The sequence below is a fragment of the Mariniflexile sp. genome, from assembly GCF_041583155.1.
Taxonomy (GTDB): domain Bacteria; phylum Bacteroidota; class Bacteroidia; order Flavobacteriales; family Flavobacteriaceae; genus Mariniflexile.
In genome coordinates this window covers 1-17,634 of the sequence record NZ_JBFHGK010000060.1, presented here as the reverse complement: position 1 = coordinate 17,634, position 17,634 = coordinate 1, and the positions used below count along the sequence as shown (strand labels likewise).

General features: G+C 35.7%; 10 protein-coding genes. 2 read left to right on the top strand and 8 right to left on the bottom strand.

Annotated features, from left to right (window positions below; genetic code table 11):
* Positions 1-150: 150 nt before the first annotated feature.
* Positions 151-1,920 (bottom strand): 1-deoxy-D-xylulose-5-phosphate synthase, encoded by a 1,770-nt coding sequence (dxs, locus tag ABYI63_RS15690; protein ID WP_372757683.1) that lies wholly within the window; start codon positions 1,918-1,920, stop codon positions 151-153.
* 39 nt (positions 1,921-1,959) lie between these two features.
* On the opposite strand from dxs, the gene ABYI63_RS15685 reads away from it, so the two are divergent.
* Positions 1,960-2,409, top strand: a complete 450-nt coding sequence (locus tag ABYI63_RS15685; RefSeq protein ID WP_372757681.1) for a nucleoside deaminase — start codon at positions 1,960-1,962, stop codon at positions 2,407-2,409.
* 97 nt (positions 2,410-2,506) lie between these two features.
* On the opposite strand, the gene ABYI63_RS15680 is transcribed toward ABYI63_RS15685, so the two are convergent.
* From ABYI63_RS15680 to aspS, 3 genes are read right to left on the bottom strand one after another with little or no spacing between them, the layout of a single operon-like run.
* Entirely contained in the window at positions 2,507-2,743 is a 237-nt protein-coding gene (locus tag ABYI63_RS15680) for a hypothetical protein (RefSeq protein WP_372757679.1), read from the bottom strand.
* Positions 2,744-2,774: 31 nt separating this feature from the next.
* Entirely contained in the window at positions 2,775-4,589 is a 1,815-nt protein-coding gene (locus ABYI63_RS15675) for a chloride channel protein (protein ID WP_372757677.1), read from the bottom strand.
* A gap of 19 nt (positions 4,590-4,608) precedes the next feature.
* Positions 4,609-6,363 (bottom strand): aspartate--tRNA ligase, encoded by a 1,755-nt coding sequence (aspS, locus tag ABYI63_RS15670; RefSeq protein ID WP_372757675.1) that lies wholly within the window; start codon positions 6,361-6,363, stop codon positions 4,609-4,611.
* 358 nt (positions 6,364-6,721) lie between these two features.
* On the opposite strand from aspS, the gene ABYI63_RS15665 reads away from it, so the two are divergent.
* Entirely contained in the window at positions 6,722-9,619 is a 2,898-nt protein-coding gene (locus ABYI63_RS15665; protein ID WP_372757673.1) for a TonB-dependent receptor domain-containing protein, read from the top strand.
* 76 nt (positions 9,620-9,695) lie between these two features.
* Here the strand turns inward: ABYI63_RS15665 and ggt are convergent, their stop codons facing one another.
* From ggt to ABYI63_RS15645, 4 genes are all read right to left on the bottom strand, one after another.
* Positions 9,696-11,411 (bottom strand): gamma-glutamyltransferase, encoded by a 1,716-nt coding sequence (ggt, locus tag ABYI63_RS15660; RefSeq protein ID WP_372757671.1) that lies wholly within the window; start codon positions 11,409-11,411, stop codon positions 9,696-9,698.
* Between the two features lie 85 nt (positions 11,412-11,496).
* Complete coding sequence (locus tag ABYI63_RS15655; protein WP_372757669.1) at positions 11,497-14,961, bottom strand: efflux RND transporter permease subunit; 3,465 nt, start codon at positions 14,959-14,961, stop codon at positions 11,497-11,499.
* Positions 14,954-16,129: an efflux RND transporter periplasmic adaptor subunit gene (locus ABYI63_RS15650; protein WP_372757667.1), complete on the bottom strand. Its 1,176-nt coding sequence runs from the start codon at positions 16,127-16,129 to the stop codon at positions 14,954-14,956. Before ABYI63_RS15650 ends, ABYI63_RS15655 begins: the two co-directional genes overlap by 8 nt.
* Positions 16,130-16,155: 26 nt before the next feature.
* Complete coding sequence (locus ABYI63_RS15645; RefSeq protein ID WP_372757665.1) at positions 16,156-17,499, bottom strand: TolC family protein; 1,344 nt, start codon at positions 17,497-17,499, stop codon at positions 16,156-16,158.
* Positions 17,500-17,634 lie beyond the last annotated feature (135 nt).

Sequence of the window (17,634 nt, the reverse complement as noted above, 5' to 3'; positions counted from 1 at the left end):
GGTTTCAAAGGTTTTTATTTGATCTTCTTTAGAAGTCATTTTTTTAATGGCAGGAATAAGCACGGTGGTTACCATGGCCACACCACCAATCCAAAGCACTACGGCTATAACGTGGATAATGCGTGCTAATGTAAACTGTTCCATGGGTTTTTAAATTGAATGTAACTCGAAAAATGATTTTAAACTTTGTGTATCTAAACCGACAGATTGTTGTAATTCCGTAATGCTACCATGTTCGATAAATCGGTCTGGAATCCCCAAAACTTTCGTTGTATTTTTATAATTATGTGCCGCCGCAAACTCTAAAACAGCGCTTCCAAAGCCGCCATTTATGGCATTATCTTCCACAGTTATGATGGTTTGGTAATTTTTAAAAATGCTGTGCAATAAGGTTTCATCTAAAGGTTTTACAAAACGCATATCGTAATGCGCGATGTTTTCTGGTTGCTTACAATGGGTAATGGCGTCGGATACATTTTTGGCAATAGTTCCAATACTTAAAACCGCCAGCGTTTTCCCTTCTTTTAATTGCTCACCTTTACCAATATCTATTTTAGTAAACGGTTGTTTCCAATTAACGGTTACGCCAGTACCTCTTGGATAGCGAATGGCAATGGGTAGAGGTAACCCAAGTTGCGCGGTGTACATAATGTTGCGTAATTCGACCTCGTTTCTGGGTGCAAAAATGATGAGGTTTGGTATGCATCTTAAATACGATAAATCGAAAACCCCATGATGGGTTGCGCCATCCTCGCCAACCAAACCGGCACGATCCAAACAAAAAATAACGGGAAGGTTTTGTATGGCAACATCGTGTATAATCTGATCGTAGGCACGTTGTAAAAATGTAGAATAGATGTTGCAAAAAGGAATTAAACCCTGTGTAGCCATACCAGCAGCCAGTGTTACGGCATGTTGTTCGGCAATACCAACGTCAAATGCACGGTTAGGCAACTCTTGCATCATGTATTTTAACGAGCTTCCTGTAGGCATTGCAGGAGTAATACCAACTATCTTTTCATTTTTTTTTGCTAACTCTACGATGGTATGTCCAAAAACATCTTGATATTTTGTGTATTCTGAAGGTGTTTTGCTAAGGATATCACCTGTGGAAGCATCAAATTTTCCAGGGGCGTGGTAAACGACTTGATTTTCTTCAGCTTGTTTTAAGCCTTTGCCTTTAGTGGTTATCACATGTAAAAACTTTGGGCCTTTTACGGTTTTTAAACGATTTAATTCCGAAACAATTTTATTAATATCATGTCCATCAATGGGGCCAGAATAATCAATATTAAGAGCTTTTATGATATTATTTTTTCTGTGAATACCCTTTTTAACGTTGGTTAAATATTGTTTTAAAGCGCCAACGCTTGGGTCGATTCCAATGGCATTATCGTTTAAAATAATTAATAAGTTAGCATTGCTTACCCCAGCATGGTTTAAACCTTCAAAGGCCATGCCCCCCGCAATAGAGGCATCTCCAATTATCGCTATATGTTGTTTTTCAAACTCACCTTTAATTTCAGAAGCAATTGCCATGCCTAATGCCGCGGAAATAGAGGTTGACGCATGCCCTGTACCAAAAGCATCATAAATACTTTCATCGCGTTTTGGGAAACCGCTAATACCACCAATTTGTCGGTTAGTATGAAAGGAATCTTTACGTTCGGTTAAAATTTTATGCCCGTAGGCTTGGTGGCCCACATCCCAAATAAGTTGGTCGTTTGGTGTATTAAAAACATAATGTAAGGCAATGGTTAGTTCAACCACTCCTAGGCTAGCACCTAAATGCCCTTCTTTGGTAGCTACTATATTAATTATAAACTCACGTAACTCTTGGGCAAGCTGAGGTAAGTCTTTTTTATTTAAAAGACGAAGGTCTTGCGGTGAATTAATGGTATTTAAAAGACTTTTTTGCACGAAGCAAAAGTACGAGAATGAATTTGTATTTTTGCTATTATGATACAACCTTTTGATGATACCTATTTTATGAAAAAAGCTTTGCAGGAAGCTGAAGTCGCTTTTGAGAAAGGTGAAATTCCTGTGGGAGCCGTTATAGTAATTGATAACAAAGTGATTGCTAGAGGTCATAATTTAACCGAAATGCTTACTGATGTTACTGCGCATGCTGAAATGCAAGCTATTACTGCAGCTTCTAATTTTTTGGGTGGAAAATACTTGAAAGATTGTACCCTTTATGTTACTTTGGAACCTTGCCAAATGTGCGCAGGTGCCTTGTATTGGAGTCAGATTTCTAATATAGTATATGGTGCGCGGGATTTGGAACGGGGTTGTATTAACTTAAATACTAAATTGCACCCAAGAACCACTATTAGAGGCGGTGTTTTAGAAGCAGAGGCTTCTGCTTTAATGAAACGATTTTTTATAGAAAAGCGTAACTTGAATTGAACGGGTTATTGCGTTAGCGATAGCAGTGGAAAGCCCACAGCGAGGTACGAGCGAGGACTTGCAACGTATAGCGCGACCCTTGGGTAACGCCCAAATATTAATACTTTTTGTTTTGTTGATTCTCGCGCATTTTGTCTAAATTCTCTTTGTTAAGCATGTAGTCTTTAACATTTTTATCTTTCCAGCGGTAATAAGAAAACAGGGGGAATACGATGAAAAACATGCCCATAACGCCGAAACCGATGAGTTTTTCGGAATTGGAAGTATCCATAAGAAAACCAGTTAGAATACTTCCTAAAGAGGCTAAAAGTGCTATAATGATTAAGTATTTCATTGTTAAGTTAGATTGATTGCTGCCTTGGATTTTACTTTGTGAAATTAATTAATTGTCTTCTGTAAGCCGTTAGGAGTTTTGATTTTGAGATGAATCCGAAATATTTGCCATCTTTTACAACGGGTAGATTCCATGCGCTACTGTCTTGGAATTTTTGCATGATCTCGGTCATTTTATCTTTTTCGAAATCTATGACCTCGGGTGCTGGTTGCATGATATCGTAGGCAAATATTTCGCCATATAAATCTTGATCGAACATGATAGGACGTAAATCGTCTAGCAGAATAATACCAACTAATTCCTGTGTTTTGGCTTTTACAACAGGGAAAATATTGCGATTAGATTTTACAACAGCCGTATGTACTATCTCACCTAAATTCATTTTGGATGTTATGGTTACAAAGTTGGTTTCAATAACTTTTTCGATATCCATAAAGGTTAAAACAGCGTGATCTTTATCGTGAGTAATAAGTTCTCCTTTTCGCCCTAATTGCATATTGTAAACCGAATGAGGACTGAAATATTTTGTTAATCCGAAGGAAATGGTGGCTGTAAGCATTAATGGTATGAATAGTTCGTAACCACCAGTAACTTCTGCAATTAAGAAAATGGCTGTTAACGGTGCGTGTAAAACTCCTGCCATAAGTCCTGCCATGCCAACAAGTGTAAAGTTACTTTCGGAAATAGGGGTGTTTAATAACCCCGAATTATTAATAACTTTGGCAATGCAATTACCCATAATACTGCCCATAAATAGGGTTGGGGCAAAAATACCCCCGACGCCTCCGGCACCAAAGGTTAAAGCACTGGCTATTATTTTAAAGAAAACAAGACCAGCTAACAATAGAATTACGGTCCAAATGTTAGTTAAATCCATTTGAAGGAAATTATTTTCTAAAGCTTTTTCTGGGTTGCCAGCAATAAGGTTGTTTATAACGTCAAAACCTTCACCGTAAAGAGGTGGTATAAAATATATTAAAATTCCTAAGGAAATTCCGCCGATTATTAAACGCTTTATAGGGGATGCTATATTTGAAAAAAACTTATGAAATTTATCGTAAACTTGGGTAAAGTAAAGAGATGTAATTGCTGCAAAAACACCAAGAATTATATAGAAAGGGGCATCGGTAAGTATAAATTTATCTTCAATTTTAAAAGGTAATAAAATGTCATCTCCAAAGAAAAAATAAGAAGTAAGAATAGCGGAAAGAGAGGCCAATAAAAGTGGAATTAAAGAGGCGATGGTAAGGTCTAAACTAAAAACTTCTATAGCAAAAATGATAGCGGCTACTGGTGCTTTAAAAATAGAACTCATGGCGCCGGCAGCAGCACATCCAATTAATAAATTTCTAGTGGTTTGGTTCATATGAAACATTCTAGAAATATTGGAGCTTATGGCTGCTCCAGTTGCTACGGTAGGCCCTTCAAGACCAACAGAACCTCCAAAGCCTACGGTTAAAGGCGCAGATAATATGGAGCCAAACATTTGATATTGTTTCATGATTCCTTTTCGCTTTGAAATTGCAAAAAGGGTTGAAGGAATACCATGGCTTACTTTGTTTCTTATAACATATTTAATAACTAAATATGCCAAGGTGAGCCCTATAATAGGGAAAACAAAGTAGAAAGCATTGTGATAGTATTTTATTAAATTACCCTCTAATAAATGTTGAATAAAGTGTGTTAGGTTTTTTAAAACAAGTGCGCCTAAACCAGAAGTAAAGCCAACTACGATGCTTAATATATAAACAAATTGCCTGTGAGAAATATATTTAGCTCTCCAGATGAGTACTTGTTTTAAAATTGTTTGTTTAGGCATAATTAAAGCTACTAAAAAATCCTGCATGTGGCAGGATTTTTTTTATTTATGATTTTAAATTTAGTTTTAAGCTCAATTCTGTTAACTGGGCATCGTCTATTGGTGCCGGTGCGTCAATCATAACATCGCGTCCTGAATTGTTTTTTGGAAATGCGATAAAATCACGTATGGTTTCTTGACCGCCTAAAATGGCTACCAATCTATCTAATCCAAAGGCCAGACCTCCATGAGGCGGAGCTCCATATTGAAATGCATCCATTAAAAAGCCAAATTGTGCTTTTGCTTCTTCAGGAGTAAAGCCTAAATAATCAAACATTAAAGATTGTGTTTCTTTATCATGAATACGTATAGAGCCACCACCAATTTCATTTCCGTTTAACACTAAATCGTAAGCATTTGCTTTTACTTCACCAGGATTTGTTTTTAATAATTCTATTTGTCCAGGTTTTGGAGATGTAAAAGGATGGTGCATGGCATGGTAACGCTTTGTTTCTTCATCCCATTCTAGAAGCGGGAAATCCATAACCCACAGTGGTGCAAATTCTTTAGGGTTTCTAAGGCTTAATCGTTCTGCCAATTCCATACGTAAGGCGCTTAATTGGGTGCGAACTTTATGTTTGTCGCCTGAAAGAACACAAATTAAATCGCCTGGTTTAGCGCCTGTTACTTCTGCCCATTTAGCTAAATCGGTTTCATCGTAAAATTTATCTACAGACGATTTGTAAGTGCCATCCTCATTGCAACGTACATAAACCATTCCTAAAGCACCAATTTGCGGGCGTTTAACCCAGTCAATTAATTGGTCTATTTCTTTTCTAGTGTAGGTGTTACCACCAGGCACTGCGATACCAACAACTAATTCAGCACTATTAAAAACGCCAAATTCTTTATGTTGAGCCACGGCGTTTAGTTCTCCAAACTGCATGCCAAAACGGATGTCTGGTTTGTCGTTTCCGTATAAGCGCATGGCATCGTCGTAAAGCATTCTTGGGAATTTTTCAACTTCAACACCGTTTACTTCTTTTAACAAATGGCGTGTTAAACCTTCAAATGCATTTAAAATATCTTCTTGCTCAATAAACGCCATTTCACAATCTATTTGTGTGAATTCTGGCTGTCTGTCGGCACGTAAATCTTCATCTCTAAAGCATTTCACTATTTGGAAATATTTATCCATGCCGCCAACCATCAATAGTTGTTTGAATGTTTGCGGTGATTGCGGTAATGCGTAAAATTGACCAGCATTCATACGTGATGGTACTACGAAATCGCGTGCGCCTTCTGGAGTCGATTTTATTAAATAGGGTGTTTCAACTTCAATAAAGCCTTCTTTTGAAAGATAATTTCTAACTTCTTGAGTTACTTTATGTCTAAAAATTAAGCTGTTTTTAACCGGATTTCTACGGATATCCAAGTAGCGGTATTTCATTCGTAGTTCTTCACCGCCATCCGTTTTATCTTCAATAGTAAACGGAGGTAGTAATGCTTGGTTTAAAACGGTAAGTTCTGAAACCAAAATTTCAATATCACCTGTTGGGATATTAGGGTTTTTTGAAGCACGCTCTATAACGGTTCCTTTTACTTGAATAACAAACTCACGTCCTAAGTTTTGTGCTTGTAAAAGCATATCTTTAGAGGTGCGTTCTTCATCAAAAACGAGTTGAGTGATACCGTAACGATCGCGTAAATCTACCCAAACAATAAATCCTTTATCTCTAGATTTTTGAACCCATCCAGCAAGTGTAACTTCTTTGTTAATATGTGATGCGGTTAATTCACCACAATTATGACTTCTATACATAGTTAAAAATTGAGGTGCAAATTTAATGAAATACAATGGAGTTTAAATTTTTTAGGCTGTTTTTTTAAAATCTGAAATTGCGTGTTTTTATTCTCAAGATAAATACCAATAAATCATGTTTTGTGCGAAAAAATGAGAAGGTGTTAAAGATGTAGTGTTGAAATGGGGTGAAACTTTAAAATTGTTAAATTGATAAAAAATAGTCATCATTTTTGTTAAATTACTATAGGAAAAATAATAAAAATCATGCTTTTGGTTAAAATAATTCAATATGAAGGGTTGAATAATTTTAGTTTTAATACAAGAAATTGCCTAATAATCAGTACTTTTAATTCATAACAGACTAATTCAAAAATTTATGAAAACATTATTACACTTAAAAACATGCTTAGTTTTATGCTTGTTATTTCCTTTTGTAATGGTTGCTCAAGGAACAATAACTGGTACAGTTACCGAATCAACAACGCAACAGCCCCTACTTGGAGCTAATATTGTGGTTAAGGGCACTAGCAATGGTGCTATTTCCGATTTTGATGGTAAATTTAGTATTAAAGTTGCCTCTTTTCCTGTAACTTTAGTCGTATCATCTATCGGGTTTAGTAAAAAGGAAGTTATAGTAACTTCAGCACAGAATATCAAAGTAACACTTCAAGAAGGTGTCTCTTTAGATGAGGTAGTGCTTATTGGTACCAGAAATCCAAACCGATCTTCTACGGATTCGGCAGTACCAATAGATGTTATTGATGTTACCGAACTGGTAACAGCAGGTCCACAGGTTAACTTAAATCAAATTTTAAACTATGTTGCACCTTCGTTTACCTCTAATACTCAAACCATTTCCGATGGAACAGATCATATCGATCCGGCTTCCTTAAGAGGTTTGGGCCCAGACCAAGTGCTGGTTTTGGTTAACGGGAAAAGAAGGCATAATTCTTCTTTAGTAAATGTAAATGGAACTTTTGGACGTGGTAGTGTAGGTACAGACTTAAATGCAATACCCTCAGCTTCTATTCAACGTATAGAAGTTTTACGTGATGGTGCAGCAGCACAGTATGGGTCGGATGCTATTGCAGGTGTTATTAATATTGTTCTTAAAAAAAGTACGAATGAATTGAGTTTAAATATTACAACAGGAGCAAATTTCACAAAAAATGCAAATGACCAAACCGGAGGAGTAGATGGAGAAACAACCAACGTTAGTGCTAATTATGGTTTGGGCCTTGGTGAAAAAGGTGGGTTTATTAACTTCACAGGAGATTTTGATGTAAGAGAAGATTATAGCAGAATGAAAGAATGGGAGGGAAATGTGTTCAACTTATATAATACCGTTGAGCGCTTTGCGAATAACGATGGGTATGATTTGTCTCTTTTACTTGATGATGATGTTGATGATGTTATTCAATACGGAAATCAAGCTGGTTTGGGTTTAAGCCCAACTGCAACGAAAGCAGAATTAAGAACGATATTAAGTGCAGACAATACAACTGCAGAATTGGCAGCTAGAGGATTGGAAAGAAGTGATTTTAATATGCGTGTTGGACAATCTGCCTTACGCGGTGGCCGTTTCTTTGCAAATATGGTCTTACCATTAGATGATAATGGTACTGAATTATACTCATTTGCTGGTGTGAGTTCTAGAGTGGGTAATTCGGCAGGTTTTTACAGACAGCCAAATGAAAGCAGAACATATACACCTGCTTACATGAACGGGTTTTTACCTGAAATTAATTCAACTATTGCCGATAAGTCTTTTGCTGTAGGGATTAAAGGTAAAATAGAAGATTGGGAAGTAGATTTTAGTAATACATGGGGTGAAAATTCTTTTTTATACACTATAGGCAATACGTATAATGCCTCTATGCAAAAAGCGTCTCCTACATTTTTTGATGCAGGTGGGTTTTCATTTGCTCAAAACACTTCTAATTTAGATATCAGTAAATTTTATGATGATATTATGTCTGGTCTTAACGTGGCGTTTGGTGCAGAGTATAGGGTAGAAAATTATGAAATAGTTGCAGGAGAACAGCCTTCTTACGCGCAGTATACTGCATCAGGTCAAGTTATTACAATATCTTCCCAAGTAGCTTCGCAAGATTTCTTTGGGGCATCAAGACCAGGAGGTTCTCAGGTATTCCCTGGATTTAGTCCTTCTAATGAATTATCTCGTGGAAGGAGTAGTGTAGCGGGTTATTTTGATTTGGAAGCCGATATTACTGAAAATTTCTTATTAAGTGGAGCTATTAGATATGAAGATTACTCAGATTTTGGTTCTACTCTTAACGGAAAAATTGCCACCAGAATAAGCGTAGGAGATAATACTAATTTCAGAGCAGCCTTTAATACAGGCTTCAGAGCACCATCTTTGCATCAGTTAAATTTTAATTCAACGTCTACTATTTTTGATAATGCTGGTAACCCACAGGAAGTTGGTACATTTTCAAATGATAGTAAGGCCGCCAAATTATTAGGTATTCCTACTCTAAAACAAGAAACATCAAGTAGTATTAGTGTTGGTGTAACCACTAAAATACCAGAAGCTCATTTAACATTCACGGTTGATGGTTATTGGGTAGGGATTAATGATAGAGTTGTTTATACCGGTCAGTTTGGTATAAGTGATACTGATTCTAATCCAAACAATGATACCGGGTCTGATTTAGATAAATTACTAAAACAAGCGAATGCTTCGGCGGCGTCATTTTTCGCAAATGCTATCGATACAGAATCTAAGGGATTAGATATTGTAGTTACGCACGATGCTATTGTAGGAAGATCGGCAAAATTAAAAACCGATTTATCCGGAACATTCTCTAAAACTAAAAAAGTGGGCGGTATTAAAGCTTCTGAAGTATTGGAAAACGCAGGATTGGTTGGAACGTATTTTCCAGAGGATAGTAGAATTTATTTGGAAGAAGCAGTGCCACGTTCAAAAATCAACTTATCAAATAGTTTAACTACAGATAAGTTTAATGTGTTCTTAAGAAACGTTTGGTTTGGAGAAGTAACAGAAGCCACAACAGTTGTTGCTAATCAGCAAGTTTTTAGTTCAAAACTAGTTACAGATTTATCTTTTGGATACAAAGTAGCTGAAAGTACAACAGTTACTATTGGAGCCAATAACTTGTTTGATATTTATCCTGATAGAGCTATTGAAGCTAATAGAAGTTCAGGAAGATTTGATTGGTCTAGAAGATCACAACAATTTGGAATTGGTGGACGATTCTTATTTGCTAGAATAAGCTTTAATTTGAAATAACAAATATACTTCTATAAAAAAACGTCTAAAAATGAACTTTTTTAGACGTTTTTTTATTTGTAAAAGTAAACATAAATTAAAATCCAACCGAGGCATCATCACCACGATGGTCGGCACCACCTTCTAGTTTGCCGTCTTCTAAAACAAGAATGCCGTCTACTTTTCCAATAATGGGAGAATCCTTCTCGTTAATGGAATACCCTAACGTTTTGAGCTTTTCTATGGTGTTAATGTTAAAGGAATTGGGCTCCATTTTAATTTCATCTGGCAACCATTGATGATGAAAACGAGGCGCATCAACAGCCGCTTGCATGGTCATATTAAATTCATAAACATTTAATATTGTTTGCAAAACCGAAGTGATAATTGTAGAACCGCCTGGTGTTCCAACGGACATTGACAATTTTCCGTTTTTTTCAATAATGGTTGGAGTCATAGAACTTAACATGCGTTTTTCTGGGGCAATACTATTTGCTTCAGAACCAATTAACCCGAACATATTTGGAGTGCCAGGTTTACTGCTAAAATCGTCCATTTCATTGTTTAGGAAAAACCCAAGTTCGGAACAGTATAATTTGGAACCGTAAGCACCGTTAAGAGTTGTGGTTGCTGAAATGGTATTTCCAAAAGGATCTATAATGGAATAATGAGTGGTTTCGTCACTTTCAACCATATCTATGGAACCTGGACTGATGTCTTTTGAACTTGTTGCTTTAGAAAATGAAAAATTATTCATTCTGTCTTTCAAATAAGAAGTGCTAATAAGTGTTTTGCTTGGAATACTTACAAAATCGGGATCCCCTAAATAGTAGCTTCTATCAGCATAGGCTCTTCTTTCAGCTTCCGTTATAACTTGAATGGTCTTTACGGCATTATGTCCATAATCACTAATATTATAAGGTTCAATCATTTTTAAAATTTGTGCTAAACAGATACCACCACTTGAGGGAGGTGCCATGGATATGATTTTTAAATCTTTGTAATTAAAAGTAACCGGAGTTCGCCATTTGGCTTCGTATTTTATTAAATCTTCTTCGGTTATTATACTCCCATTGTCTTGTAAAAACTTAACTAAGATTTTTGCAGTTTCACCTTTGTAAAATTCCTCTTTACCGTTAATTAAAATTCGCTGTAAGGTATTTGCCAATGGCAGATTCTTTATAGTGTCATTTTCTTTCCAAGGTTTTTCGAATAGAATTGAGTCTTTATTCACCTCTCTAAAATAGGAACGATAGGTTTCTAGTCTTTTTGCTTGCTTTTCCGTAACAACAAAGCCATTTGTAGCCAATGCAATAACAGGGTTTAATAGATCCTCCATTGGAAGTAAACCGAATTTTTCATGAACCTCGAATATACCAGCGATGGTTCCCGGAATACCAATAGACATGGCGCCTAATGTACTTTTCCCGGGAATTGTATTTCCATCTTTATCTAAATACATGTTTTTGGTGGCTGCTAGTGGTGCTTTCTCTCGGTAGTCAATACTACCAATATCGCCGTTTTCCATTCGGTAAACCATAAAACCGCCACCTCCTAAATTGCCAGCGAAGGGATATACAACCGCTAAAGCTAACTCGGTTGCTACCATAGCATCAAAAGCATTTCCGCCTTTTTTTAGTATTTCAACACCAATTTGCGAAGCTTCAATCCTTGCTGAAACAACCATGGCCTTATTGGCAATTAAGCCTCTGGTTTGATTCGTTTTAATGGATGTGGTTTCAGGGCTTTTGCACGATGTAAGGATTAATGCAAGTATTACTATTTTAAAGAAATAATTTGTGCCTTTGGTCATAATCAAAAAAGAAGTTAGTCAGTTATAAATATATAAAAATGCCCCAACATAGGTCGGGGCATTTTAGTATTAATATGTATTTAATTTATTTTCCTAATGGAAGTTTCTCTTGTTTGGCAAAGCGAATTTTGGCACGATTCACTAAATAAAACATAGCAGGAACAACGACTAACGTTAAGAAGGTAGCAAAAATTAAACCGAAAATAACGGTCCAAGCTAATGGCCCCCAGAAAATAACGTTGTCACCACCAACATAAATATTAGGATTAAATTCAGTAAAAAGTTTAAAGAAATCGATATTTAAACCCACAGCCAAAGGAATTAAACCTAAAACGGTTGTAATTGCGGTTAGTAAAACGGGACGCAAACGAGATTTACCACCAGCAATGATTAATTCGAAATAGAGTTGTTTTGTTAAATATTGCTCATTTTCTACATCTAGCTCTTCTTTTTTACGATCAATTAGAATCTGAGTATAATCAATAAGTACAATAGCATTATTAACTACAATTCCGGCCAATGAAATAATTCCCATCATAGTCATAATTACCACAAAATCCATTTGGAAAATAACCAAACCTAAGAATACGCCTGCTAAACTAAGTATTACGGCACTTAAAATAATAACTGGTTTAGAAACTGAATTAAATTGGGCTACAAGAATTAATAAAATACCACCAAGGGCCAATAGTAAAGCTTTTAATAAAAATGTTTGATTTTCGGCTTGTTTTTCTTGTTCTCCAGTGAACTTATAGGTAACGGCCTCAGGCATATCATAACCTTTTAGGTCTTCTTTGAGTTCTGTAACAATATCTGTGGCGTTATAGCCTCCTAACACGTTGGAATATAGAGTGATAACACGCTTTAAGTTTTTTCGTTTTATTACGTTAAACGACTCAATATTAGTAACCTCTACTAAAGGTGAAATAGGAATTTGTAATAATTGTCCTTTATTGTTTCTAAAGGTTATAGGCTGGTTTAAAATAGCGTTTTCATTGTACCTGTATTCGTCATTAAAACGTACATTTATTGGGTAATCATCTTTAGCATCTTTAAACGTAGAAGCTTCTTGTCCGAAAATGGAGCGTCGGATGGTGTTACCAATTTGAGCAGTTTTAATTCCTAATTGACCGGCTTTCTGACGATTGATATGTAAATTTAATTCTGGCTTCGATTTATTTACGTCCACTTTTAATTCTTCAATACCTCCTATGCCAATTTCTTCAATATGAGCTCTTAATTTTTGAGCTTCAGCCAACATTTGGTCATAATCTTCGCCAATAATTTCAATATTTATAGGGTAGCCACTAGGAGGGCCAGCAGCATCCTTTTCAACTACTACTGAAGCACCTGGAAATCCTCTTACCGCATGTCGTACTTCTTCTAAAACGGTACTACTTTTAACTCCTTTACGCTTTTGAAAATCGCGCATGGAAAGTGTTACTTTAGCTCGATGTGGCATATCACTTTGGTTGCCTCCATCAGTTTGGGGGTTTCCAGAACCTTTTCCAACTTGTGAAATAGCCGATTCAACCATGAAATTAGTGCCATCTGCATCTTCATACTTTTCAATAGCTTTGTAAATGCGACTTTCAATTTTTTTGGTTAGTTCGTTTGTTTTTTCAATTGATGTTCCCTCGGGGTATTCTATATAAGTTATAATTTGGTTTGGTTCATTTTCGGGAAAAAACAGCACGTTAGGCTTGGCAATTCCTGTTAAAATGAATGAGAAAATAAGCAGTAAGAAGGTGCCTATTAGAACATAATAAGCTCGTTTCCCTTTTATGAATTTCATTAAAGTTTCTTCATAAAGATCTTCCAATTTTTTAAGAGATTTATATTGAAAATAATCAATAGCACCTTTTAAAAAGTATTTATAAATCCATAGTAAAATAGCCGATAAAACAGCAAGGTTTCCAAAACCAGTTAATGCACCCGAACCGGAAGAAACACCTATTATCAATAGAAATGCACCTACAAAGAACAAAATTAAACTCCATCGAATTAATTTTCGTTTGCTGATAGATTCCTCTTCAACCTTCATATAGCGTGAGGTAAGCATGGCGTTAATTAACAATGCTACAAATAGGGATGAAAAGAGAACAACCGATAAGGTAATTGGGAAATATATCATGAATTTTCCAATAGTTCCTGGCCATAAACCAAGTGGAAAAAATGCGGCCAAAGTTGTGGCGGTAGAAGCTATAATTGGCCAAGCGATTTCTCCCATACCTTGCTTGGCAGCTTTTAGTTTTGGCACACCTTGAGACATGAGGGTGTATACATTTTCAACCACAACAATACCGTTATCCACCAACATTCCTAAGCCCATAACCAATCCGAATAAAATCATGGTATTCATGGTGTAACCTAGAGAACTTAAAATAATAAGCGACATTAGCATGGAAAGTGGAATGGCAAAGCCTACAAACACTGCGTTTCTAAAACCTAAAAAGAACATTAACACACCAACAACCAGAATAACACCAAAAATGATATTGTTTACCAAATCGTTCACTTGGTTTTCTGTTTTAATGGATTGGTCATTTGAGGTTGAAATGTTTAAACCCTCCGGTAAGTAAACTTCTTTTTCGTGGGCAATGATGTTTTTAATTTCTTCAACAGCTTCAATCATGTTTTTGCCAGAACGCTTTTTTATATCAAGCATTACCACGGGGTCACCATATTCACGAGCGTAAGTTGTAGCATCTTGCTCTTTAAATTTAATTTCGGCAATGTCTTTTAAGAAAATATTTCCACCATCGTGCTTAACAATAATATCTCCTAATTCATAAGGGTCTTCAAACTCGCCTATAATTCGAATGTTTTTTTGGAAATTGTTATTAATTAAATTACCGCCAGAAATGGTTTTGTTTTCATAATTAATGGCATCTATTACATCATCAAAACTTACCATGGCTGCCGTCATTTTATAAATGTCTACGGCAACCTCAACTTCCTTGTCATCTACACCTCGTAGGGTTGCTTCTTTTACTTGTGCTAAAAGTTCGATTTTATCTTGAAGATGTTCTGCATATTTTTTTAGTTCTTCAGTAGAAAAATCTCCCGTAAGACTAATATTGAATATGGGCATTTCTTCCGAAATGTTTAAATCGAAAGCATTAGGTTCTACCTTAGCACCGTTACTTAAAGTTGGCCAAGTTACATTAGCTTTTACTTGGTCTATTTTGTCTTTAACGCGTTGTTTTGCCTCAGCAATACTTATTTTTTCATCGAACTCAACCAGTATGGTAGAATAATCTTGTAGCGTTTGCGATGTGATTTCACGAACATCACTAATGTTTTTAAACTCTTCTTCAAGAGGTTCGGTAACAAATTTCTCAATATCTTCAGCAGAGTTTCCTGGATTTACGGTGCTAACATAAATTTTAGTTTCTATAATTTCAGGAAAGGTTTCTCTGGGCATACTTAAATATGACATGGCACCACCCACCAGTAAAATGGCAATGATAACAAAAACGGTCATTCTGTTCTCTATGGCCCAAGAAGAGATCTTAAATTCTTTGTAAGTGTTTTTTATACTACTCATTGGTTGTGTTTTTAGTACTTACCTCTTGTTCGTTTCGTAATGTTCTGGCGCCTTCATTTATAATAATATCATTGGCTTTAAGACCTTCCAAAACTTCAACCATACCATTTTGTTCTTTACCGGTTTTAACAGTAATGCGTTTTGCAATGCCTTCAGAATCCGATTTTGGTTCGTAAACGAATACTAAAGATTCATTGTTTCCGTTTTTCTGAATTACGTTATTTGGAACTAAAATGCTCTTTTCTGCAGTGTAATCATTCAGTTTAACGGTGGCAATTAAGTTAGGTTTTAAAACAGCATCTTTATTTGGTAAGGCCACTTGAATACTAAAACTTCTGTTGTCTGGGTTAATGAAGTTCGAAACTTGACGAATTTTACCTTGGTACGTTTTGTTAATTGAAGGGAAAGTAACAAGTACTTCGGTACCTTCTTTAATTTTACCTAAATAGGTTTCTGGAACATCTGCTTTCACGTACATGTCATCTAGGTTTACAATACGCATTAATGGGTTTTGTCCAGGGTTAACAGCACTACCTTGGTCGGTAATAACCTGATCGATGGTGCCACTAAAAGGCGCTCTTACGGTAGTTTTAGCTAATTGCGATTGTAACTGATCGGAAGCATTTTTTGAAGCTTCATAATTTGTTTTGGCTTGCAGGTATTGAATTTCGCTACCAATTTTTTGTTCCCATAAACGTTCCTGACGCTCGAAAGTTGTTTTGGCTAAAGCCGTTTGTGCTTTTACTTGGGCTACTTGGCTAGCAAGACCGCCATCATCAATTTTTGCTAAAACCTGACCTTTAGATACTCTTTGTCCTTCCTTTACGTAAACTTGAGTCAAAATACCTGAAAATTGAGGGTAAATAACAATATTTTGGTTGGTTTCAACATCGCCTTGTATTTCAGCATAATGTTTAAAAATTGTATCCTTTAGTGTAATGGTTGTTACAATGGCAGCATGTTTTGTGTCATCTAAGGTGTTTATTTTAGTTTCCAACAGGGATATCTGTCTTTTAAGTTCAGATTGTTGTTGACTTAATTGTTGTTTTTTAGTTCGTAATTCTTGCAAAGAACCATTTTTGATTAGGGTTTCAACGGATTGCTCTTTATCACTCCCGCAAGAGAATAAAACCAGCGTTACGGCAATAATTGATAGTATATGTTTCATTTTTGGTGTTTTAATTTTTATGATGATTAGTTATTGATTGAATTCAGTATGGTTTCCAATTCTGCTTTTTTGTTTATTACATCCAGCATGGCTTGTAAAAATTCTTGTTGTGCGGTATATAACTGGGTTTGTGCTTGTCTTAAATCAAAACTAGAAGAGATGCCTTCAAAAAACTTGGTTTGGTTTTTTTGTTCAATACGTTCGGCCAGATTTAAGTTTTGTTTTTTATTGTCATAATCTTCTATTGCAAATTGGTAATCGCTTTTTGCAGCCGCTGTTTGCAACTTAAGTTTTTGTTCAGTTTCAATTAAGTCGTCCTGTGATTTTTCTAAATTTATTCGAGCGCGTTGTGTAGCGGCACTTCTTCCTAGAGAGCTGAAAATGGGGATATTCATGGTTACACCCAATAAGGATGAGCCAAACCATTTTTTGTCTTTACTTGTAAAATCGAAATCATCCCCAAAAGCACTATAGCCACCATTTAAAAAGGCATTTATGGTTGGCAAGGCTTTGCTTTTTTCAAGTTTTAGTAATAGCTCTTTTGCACGTTTATCGTTTTGTGAAATTTGATAATCAATGGATTTGTCTAAATCTAAACTAGAATCGATTAGTTCTAGAGAGATGTTTTGAACTGTTAAGCTTTCCAGGCTATCGGTTAGAATAGTGGTGTTGTAAACATCCAGCCCTAAGGTGATATTCAGCATTTGGTAAGCCAAGGTTTTTAAGCGAGTGGTGTTATTTAAAGCACTTTTTACTCCAGATAAGGTAATTTGAAGTTGTTCTACGCTTTCCTCTTCTTCTAAACCATTTTCAAACATTTTAGATAAATCGAAGAGGTTTTTTTCAAGTATGGCTTTGTTTTTTTCAATAATAGCAACACTCTCTTCAGCTAATAGTACGTTTCCGTAAGCATTAATTACAGCTTTTCTTATCTCTAAATCGGATTTCGCTTTTGCATTTTTTGAAATCTCCAAAAACACTTTGGCCGATTGCAAACCGACTAAATAGGAACCATCAAAGATTTTTTGAGTTAAGGTTGCAGTAGCAGTTGCATTTTGTTTGGTACTGAAAATAACCTCTTGGTACTCTCCTGGGTTGCCTCCAAAAAATTCGGCAGGAATTAAGGATACCTGTTGTTTTAAAAAGTTTTGATATCCAATTTCTGCTGATATTTGTGGTAAACCGGTTGATGTAGTTTCCCATTTTTGTTGTTTTGCTGCTTCAATATCTCGGCTTGCATTTTTTGCTGCTCTGTTATTTTCTAATGCGTAGTTTATGGCTTCCTGTAACGAGAAACTTTGTGTGTTTTCTTGAGAAAACATGGTTATTGAAAGTGATAAACTAAATAGTAGTATTAGTTTGTGTTTCATTTTATGATTGATTTGATTTTATAAATTTGTTTAATTCTGCAAGTCCTTTTTCTGTAACAATGGCTCTTAAGTGGTATTCTAAAAAACTTTCCATAAGGTATTCCATGTTATAAATATCGTTTGGGAAAAAGTTGT